Below are 7,457 nucleotides of genomic sequence, written 5' to 3'. Positions count from 1 at the left end.
ACCACCCGCTCACCACGCGTCGTTACTATCACCAGATGAATTACTAATCCTTTCAAATTGCTGCTGTTGTCTGCAGGCGAGACGTGCTGAACGTCTCGCCTGCAGGCTTATTACTGGGGTTAATCAAAATAGTTGCCCAGTACCTCCTAGTTGCACTGGTCGCATTATGGCGTCCATGGACGAGCAGTTATTTGGCATTACAATGCCTGGCCGTCCGTTGTTTACGAGCTGTTCGTTGGCTTGATTCTTGGTGACGTTCAACAGGGCGTTATCGTTGGTGCTGCCTTGGAGTCCATGTTCATGGGTGCCATCATGGTCGGCGCGGCGGTTCCTCCCGAGGTCTATACCTCCGGCGTGCTTGGCTGCGCGTTTGCCGTCATTACGGGTACAGGCACGGCAACTGCCGTCGCGCTCGCCCTTCCCGTCTCCGTCTTCCTTCAGGTGTGGCGCAACTTCTGCTACGCCGTTCCGGGTGCCTTTGCCTGCAAGAAGATTGAGACCGCTCTGGCAAATCGCGATCTTGCCAAGGCGAATCTGTACCATCTGACTATCGTGCCGCTGTCGATTGGCATTCCGTCTGCACTGCTGGTGTTTGGCTCACTGTTCTTTGGTGCCGACCTCATCAACAATGCGCTCAACGCGATTCCGCAGTTTGTGATGGACGGCCTCAACGTTGCATCCGGCGTCATGGTCTGCATCGGCTTCGCACTTCTTATCAGGACCATGGGCGATAACAAGCTCCTTCCCTGGCTGTTCCTGGGCTTCATTATGGTCATCTATCTCAAGATGGACGTGGTCGGCGTCGCCGCAGCTGCCATTTGCGTCGCGCTGCTCCTGGCCTTCCGCGAGGGCTCGTCCGGTCCGCAGACGGTTGCTGCAGATGAAGAGGAGGACTTCTAATGGCTATCCAGAACACCGGCCTCAAAGAGGCCAAGAAGGACGCGATTATGACTCCCGATATGTATCGGAGCATGTTCCTTCGCCAGTTTACTAGCCAGTGCTCGCAGTCGTACGACAAGATGATGGCAATGGGCTTCATGTACACCATTCAGAAGCCCCTGCGAAAGATCTATCCCAACGACGACGATTACTATGCGGCGCTCGATCGCCATACCGAGTTCTTTAACATCACGCCTCATGTGCTTCCGTTTGTAGCCGGCCTTACGGTTTCGATGGAAGAGCAGGCGGCTGCCGATAAGAACTTCGACACGTCCTCGATTAACGCCATGAAGGTCGGCCTCATGGGACCGCTTTCCGGCATCGGCGATTCGTTCTACTGGGGTACGTTCCGCGTGGTTGCCGCCGGCATTGGTATTGGCATCGCTTCGACGGGCAACCCGCTCGGCCCCATCGTGTACGCGCTCATCTACTCCGTGATTAACTTTGCAACGCGTATCGTCGCCGCCCATCTGGGTTACGACTTGGGAACCAAGTTTTTGCAGCAGTCCGAAGAGAGCAACCTTATGTCTCGCATGACGCATGCTGCCGGTGTTCTCGGAATGACCGTTATCGGCGCCATGATTGCGGCACAGGGCTCGCTGTCCACGGCTTTGACCTTTGACGTGGGTGGTTCGGAGATTGTCCTGCAGGATCTGTTCGATTCGATCTTCCCCGGTCTGCTGCCTTTGCTGGCAACGTTCGCTCGCGTTGCCCTCTATAAAAAGGGCGTCAAGACCATTTGGATCATCTTGGGCATCTTCGCAATCTGCATCATCGGAACGGGCTTGGGAGTGTTCGCAGCGGCGTAATGTTGACTGCTATGCTCGCGCGTTGGATAACTAACTGACCGTTTGAAAACGGGGCTCGGCGTAAGGCCGGCCCCGTTTTTTATTTGAGGGATTTTCCGACCGTCCAATAATCCACGCCCATGCGCCACTCACGCATCTCTCGTCTCTCATTCGTCACTAATATGAGAGATAACCGAAAGACGAGAGATAAATATGAGAGATAACTGAGCAGCAAAGAGACAAGCAATCATGGTATTGTCTCAATACTGATTGTTCTATCAGCAAAAACATGTTTACATGAAACAGATGGCAGACATCTTATCTTTCATCTCTCAATTATCTCTAATATGAGAGATAGCAGTAAGATGAGAGATAATTACGAGAGATAACTGAGAGACGAAGGAAATCTATTCGTGGCATTCTCCGCCGGGCCGAGCGAAAGGACATGCAGATGAACGAAAACGAGCTGACCGGTCTGCTCGAGTCTTTAAGGCGCATGGGCTCGGACGATCTTAACGTCGAGGTCAAGGAGAGCGCCACGACGCTTTCCCGCGACGTATGGGAAACAGTTAGCGCATTCGCGAATACCGCTGGCGGAATTATCGTGCTCGGCGTGAGCGAGCGCGCGGGCTTTGTCCCGGTTGAGAACTTTGAGACCGAGAAGGTGCTCAACCAATTCGTAGCGGGCATGGGTGATGCCGGCGGTCGCGGAAAACTGGCCAATCCGCCCAAATACACCATTGAACGCGTGGAGCTCCAGGGCACCGTGGTTCTGGTCATCACGATTGAGGAGCTCGACCCGTCGAGCAAGCCTTGTTATGTCATAGAGCGGGGCGCTCAAGGCGGCAGCTACAAACGCATCGACGACAAAGATGTTCCGCTCTCGTCGACCGAGGTCCTGTCCTTGTCATCGTATGAACGGACGAGCCCCAGTGATCGCGATGCAGTGCCCGGCGCGGTCGCAGGCGATCTTGACGAGGCCCTGGTCGACCGCACGATAGAGCGTGCTTTCTCACTGACACCCCGTGCGATGCGCGACGCGCCGGACAAGAAAACGAAGCTGGAGCGCCTGAATTTCCTCGACTCCCAGGGCAATGTCACTAAAGCCGGGCTCCTGGCTGCGGGTGCCTATCCTCAGCAGTTCTATCCCAAGCTCTTTATCGATGTGGCGGTCTATGCCGGAACGCAGAAGGGCGCGGCGGGGTCGTTGAGGTTCATGGACCGTACGATCTGCGAGGGAACGTTGGGCGAGATGATTTCGGATGCTGTCGCGGCTGTCGCCAAAAACCTGCGCCGCACCGTGACCGTCCAAGGCATTTCGCGTATCGACTCGCTGGAGATTCCCGAGGAGGTCCTGCGTGAGGCAATCGCCAACGCGGTTATCCACAGGGAATACGGGGATCGGTTCTGTGGGCAATCGATCGCCGTCGACGTTTTTGACGATCGTATCGAGGTGGTGAACCCCGGCGGCCTATACGGAGGAAAGACTCGCGAGAACCTGTTTGACGGCAGCTCCCGATGTCGCAATGCGACGCTTGTGAAGCTCATGTCGCTTGTTCCATTGCCCGACGGTGCGGGCTCTCCTGCCGAAGGCAACGGATCGGGCATTCCAATGATGCTCGATGCCATGCGTGCGCACGGTCTGGCCGAGCCATTGTTTTGCCCGGGTTTCGACCGGTTTAAGGTTGTCCTCTACCGAGCGAAGGTTGAGCAAATCGATCATGGCGGGGACTTAATTGTGGCGGCACTCAAGCGCAACGGCGAACTGGGAACACGTGAACTGGCAGAATGCACGGGACTCACCGTCTCCCAGGTTAGGACGCGCGTCAATGCGCTTATCGCGCAGGGCAAGCTAGAGCCTACGGCCGCGACGACGAGCCGTAACCGCAAGTATCGACTAACAGGGCGTGCAGGGCAGATGCGCTAGCGGCTGCCGCGCCTCACATCCGCGCCATTTCACGCAGCGCACATCGAAACCTGCGGCAAAGCAGTTACAATAGCCCAATGCGCATCGCGCACGACGATGATATCGGCGCCCGCGACTAGGGGAGAATACATGGCAGAGCAACAGATAGCGCCGGGGACCAAGCTTCAGGTGGCATTCGACGTGCCCATGGGCCAAAAAACCGACTTCAACATGCTCGCCACGTACAAAGAGGACCTGGACGAGGCGTACTTCCTTATGAGCGCGCCCATGCTTGCCGGCAAGCCGCTGCTCATGGACGAAAACCAAAAGCTGCTGCTGCAGTACAAAGTAGGCGAGGAGACGTTCGTGCTCGCCGGCTATCCCGAGGCAGTCGAGAAAAAGGGCATCCGCACCTATTGGAAAATGCGCAAAGTCGCCGAGCAGCGCAGCTTCGTCAAGCGCCGCGACGAGCGTTTTAAGGTCGCCATGCGCCTGACCTACCAGCGCGACAACGCGCCGACCCCCGAGCCGGAGGATGCCATGACCATCGACGTCTCGGCCGGCGGCCTGGCCGTCTACCTCAACGACTACCCCGACGTGGGCGAGGCCCTGGCCGTACAAATGCCCACGATCCGCCTGCAGGGCGAGCGCCACGAGCTGCCCGAGCAGCTGGGCATCGTGTGCTGGGTGCGCCGCGCGCCCAAGGGCAGCCTGTATCGCAACGTCTGCGGCCTGCAGTTCCGCTACGCCGACGACATGGAGCGCGAGTTCGTCAAAGAATACGTCGGCTACATCCGCACCAAATATAAGATCTGATCGCCATGGCACTGTTCAAGCGTAACGACAACAAAGATCAAGCCGCCGAGGATTTGGCCGAGGATTTGGCGCAGGACCAAGCCGAGGGCGTGGCCGATAATTTGGCCGAGCGCCAGGCCGAGCGCCAGACCGTGGACACGTCGGCAGACGCGCCCGCCGCCAATGCCGAGAACGCGCCCGGCGAGGACTCCGCGCCCGACCAGGCCCCCGCCTCCCGCAAGCGCTTTGGCAAGCCCAAACCCAAACGCAAGCCCAAACTCAAGCGCGACCTACGCGGCGTCGTACGCATCGAGGAGCTGGAGCAGGCACTGGCCGACCAGGACCTCGACGACATCGACCCCGACGCGGTCGTGTCCATGTACATGCCCAAGCGTCGCATGGAGCGCATCGGCACGGCGCTGCTGCGCATGGACAAGTTGCAAAAGGCCCTCGTGGTGCTGGCGCTTGCCTTTGGCGTGCTGTTTGCCCTGTCGTTTATGCAGGAAAACATGGGCAACTTCACCATCAACCTCAACCGCCTGGAGCTGTTCCGCCGCGGCGTGGCCATTGCCGACAACGGCGACTTTAACAACGCCACCGCGCGCCTGGCGGCCGACGCCGTGGACAACGGCACCAATATCGCCGCCGACGACCTGCCCGACAACCTGGATAACGTCGACGGCAGCCACAACGGCAAAAACTACGTGGCGTACACCTTCTATATCCGTAACGCCGGCAAGACCGATCTGGGCTACAGTGCCAAGCTTAAGGTGGTTAGCGCCAGCAAGGGCGTGGAGAAGGCGGCGCGCGTGAGGGTGTATCGCAATGGCGAGCCCACCACCTACGCGGCTGCCGCGGCCGACGGCAATCCCGAGCCCAACACCGAGCCGTTTGCGTCCAAAGACGTGGTGACGACCATCAGCCACGCGAACTTCCGCGTGGGCGACGTGGACAAGTACACCGTGGTCATTTGGCTGGACGGCGACGACCCGGAGTGCGTGGACAAGATTATTGGCGGCGCGGTGGAGTTCGGTTTTGACTTCGATTCGTCTGAGACTGACGATTCGAGCCTGTTTGTTAAGTTCGTGCAGGATATTGCCGACACCCTGACCGGCAACGACCCCATTAGCGCGAGCGGCAACGAGGCGCCCGATTACTACAAGGAACACAACGTGACCTGGAGTAACCGTCGCAACCAAAAGAACTCGCCCGTGAAAGATGGCGACAAGTAGAACGAACAAGCGCCGGTCCGGGATCGATTTCCCGGCCCGGCGCTTTTGCTATGCGCAAGTGTTGTCTTTGGAGGCGCTGCCGTTGCCCGTGGCGGCATCCAGCAGGAACAGTCGCAGCGCGAGCTTGATCGCGTAGCCCGGTTTGACCTGCACCGCGTCTCCCATGCGCTCACCCAGGTCGCTGCAGTAGGCGTAAACGTCGCGGATGAGGTCCGCGCCCGAGAGGGTGAACATGTAGCCCGCGTCCGAAAGCGCGTTGGGTGCTGCGGGCAGTCCTGCGGCCGCACAAAAGCTCGCAAGGTCGGGGCTCATGACGGCCTCGTAGTCAATCGCGTGTCCGTCCTCCTGGGCGGTCTGCTCCTGCTCGCGGGTGTACGACAACGCCGCCGCCAGCACAAAGCTGGGCGTGGGGGCGTTGACGTCGTCGGTGGTGGCGACGAGCTTGCCGGCCGCCTGCGTGACCAACCAGGCGACTTCGCGCTGGCAGCGGACGGCTTTGCGCGTCACCGGCTTGATCGATCCGACGGAAACGCTTCCCTTGGGTTGAGTGGCGGCAGGCATGAGCCCTCCCAACAAATAGCCCGTTTAGCAGGCAAAAATGACACGTGCCACACCAGTATAGCGAGTGGGGAAGGGCTAGGGCGAAGCTTGGCGGAAAGTGGATGTATGCGATGACGTGGCGCTGCGGTCGCAAGGCTTAAGAGGGACTTACGGCTTTGCGGGATAGAGATCAAATAAGGTAAACGATGTTCACATGGCACCACATATAACCCGAGGTAGACCTATGAATCTGCCGGAATGTGGGCTGCCGAAAACTCATAAGGAAATCGTAAGAATTATGGTATTCTCAATTCCATGTCTAAAGGATGGGCAAGCAACATCCAACACGAAAGCGCGGGCTCCCCTTCCGGGCTTCTCGAGGGTCATCTGGGATGAATGGGGAAAGAAAGGGGTCCGCATGGATACCAAGGCATTAAAAAAGCAGATGGGCGCCGCCATCACCATGGTCCTCGTGGCAGCCGTAGCCCTCGGCTCCGCCACCTTCGCATGGTTTGTGAGCAACAACACGGTTAAGGCCGAGACCGCAACGATCTCTGCCCAGTCGAACGCTCCGTTCCTGAAGATTGCTAAGACCGACGAAGAGCTCAACAACACGAGCATTTCCTTCGCGGTTGCCGGCGCAGCGGCTAAGGATCTGTACCCATCGCAGGTCGTGAATGGTAAGGAAGGCTCTCTCGTTACCGAAACTACCAAGCCGCTTTTCCAGTCTGCATATGCGCAGAAAAAGGGCGAAGCTACGATTCTTGAGCATTCTCGCTATGATGTTGGCGATCCTAAGGCCGCCGTTGACGGAGAGTTTGCCATCGCAGAAACCTTTAAGATTGGCACCAGTGATGCAAAGGCCGGCTCTTTCAAGAGTCTTAAAGTCTCCAAGGTTGAAGTTACGGGCTCTGGCGCGACCGACGAAAATGGTCTCAAAGACGCCGTCTCCGTTTTGCTGGTGTGCGGTGATAAGTGGGGCGTGTACAAGGTCTCGGAGAATGGCGCGCTGGTAAGCGCTTATTTCGACAACACTGCGGTTACTGGTAACAACACCGACGGCGTTCTTGCCGACGCGATTGACGCTGGTGGCTCTGTTAACGTTACGGCCTATGTCTTCTATGACGGCTCTGCCGAAAAAGTTTACACCGATAACTTCACTTCTCTTAAGAATGTTGGTGTGAATATCTCGTTTACCGCCACCCCGGTCAACACCCAGGGCAAAGACGTGGCGGGCGCAAACAACGCTGTCACTAG

7 protein-coding genes are annotated in these 7,457 nt (G+C 58.0%); 6 read left to right on the top strand and 1 reads right to left on the bottom strand.

The genetic code is table 11. The features are described 5' to 3' along the window. Positions 1 to 240 precede the first annotated feature (240 nt). The 5 genes from DW024_RS08310 (at position 241) to DW024_RS08290 (ending at position 5,660) form a co-directional block, all read left to right on the top strand. Positions 241 to 900 (top strand): PTS sugar transporter subunit IIC, encoded by a 660-nt coding sequence (locus DW024_RS08310; protein ID WP_233541359.1) that lies wholly within the window; start codon positions 241 to 243, stop codon positions 898 to 900. After that, on the top strand, positions 900 to 1,748 hold the full coding sequence (locus DW024_RS08305; RefSeq protein ID WP_118377444.1) for a PTS system mannose/fructose/sorbose family transporter subunit IID: 849 nt from the start codon (positions 900 to 902) through the stop codon (positions 1,746 to 1,748). Before DW024_RS08310 ends, DW024_RS08305 begins: the two co-directional genes overlap by 1 nt. A gap of 430 nt (positions 1,749 to 2,178) precedes the next feature. Beyond that, on the top strand, positions 2,179 to 3,654 hold the full coding sequence (locus DW024_RS08300) for an ATP-binding protein (RefSeq protein WP_118377443.1): 1,476 nt from the start codon (positions 2,179 to 2,181) through the stop codon (positions 3,652 to 3,654). A gap of 129 nt (positions 3,655 to 3,783) precedes the next feature. Further along, positions 3,784 to 4,449: a PilZ domain-containing protein gene (locus tag DW024_RS08295; protein WP_158551278.1), complete on the top strand. Its 666-nt coding sequence runs from the start codon at positions 3,784 to 3,786 to the stop codon at positions 4,447 to 4,449. A gap of 5 nt (positions 4,450 to 4,454) precedes the next feature. After that, complete coding sequence (locus tag DW024_RS08290; protein WP_118377442.1) at positions 4,455 to 5,660, top strand: hypothetical protein; 1,206 nt, start codon at positions 4,455 to 4,457, stop codon at positions 5,658 to 5,660. 48 nt (positions 5,661 to 5,708) lie between these two features. Here the strand turns inward: DW024_RS08290 and DW024_RS08285 are convergent, their stop codons facing one another. Continuing rightward, entirely contained in the window at positions 5,709 to 6,221 is a 513-nt protein-coding gene (locus DW024_RS08285) for a hypothetical protein (RefSeq protein WP_117776675.1), read from the bottom strand. A 397-nt stretch (positions 6,222 to 6,618) separates the two neighbouring features. On the opposite strand from DW024_RS08285, the gene DW024_RS08280 reads away from it, so the two are divergent. Continuing rightward, positions 6,619 to 7,457: hypothetical protein (locus DW024_RS08280; protein ID WP_199576952.1), on the top strand; the 839-nt coding region annotated here is incomplete at its 3' end.

This window comes from Collinsella sp. AF37-9 (genome assembly GCF_003475115.1).
In the GTDB taxonomy this organism is placed as follows: domain Bacteria; phylum Actinomycetota; class Coriobacteriia; order Coriobacteriales; family Coriobacteriaceae; genus Collinsella.
Note: the sequence above shows the minus strand (reverse complement) of the source record. Positions and strands in the feature narration are given on the sequence as shown.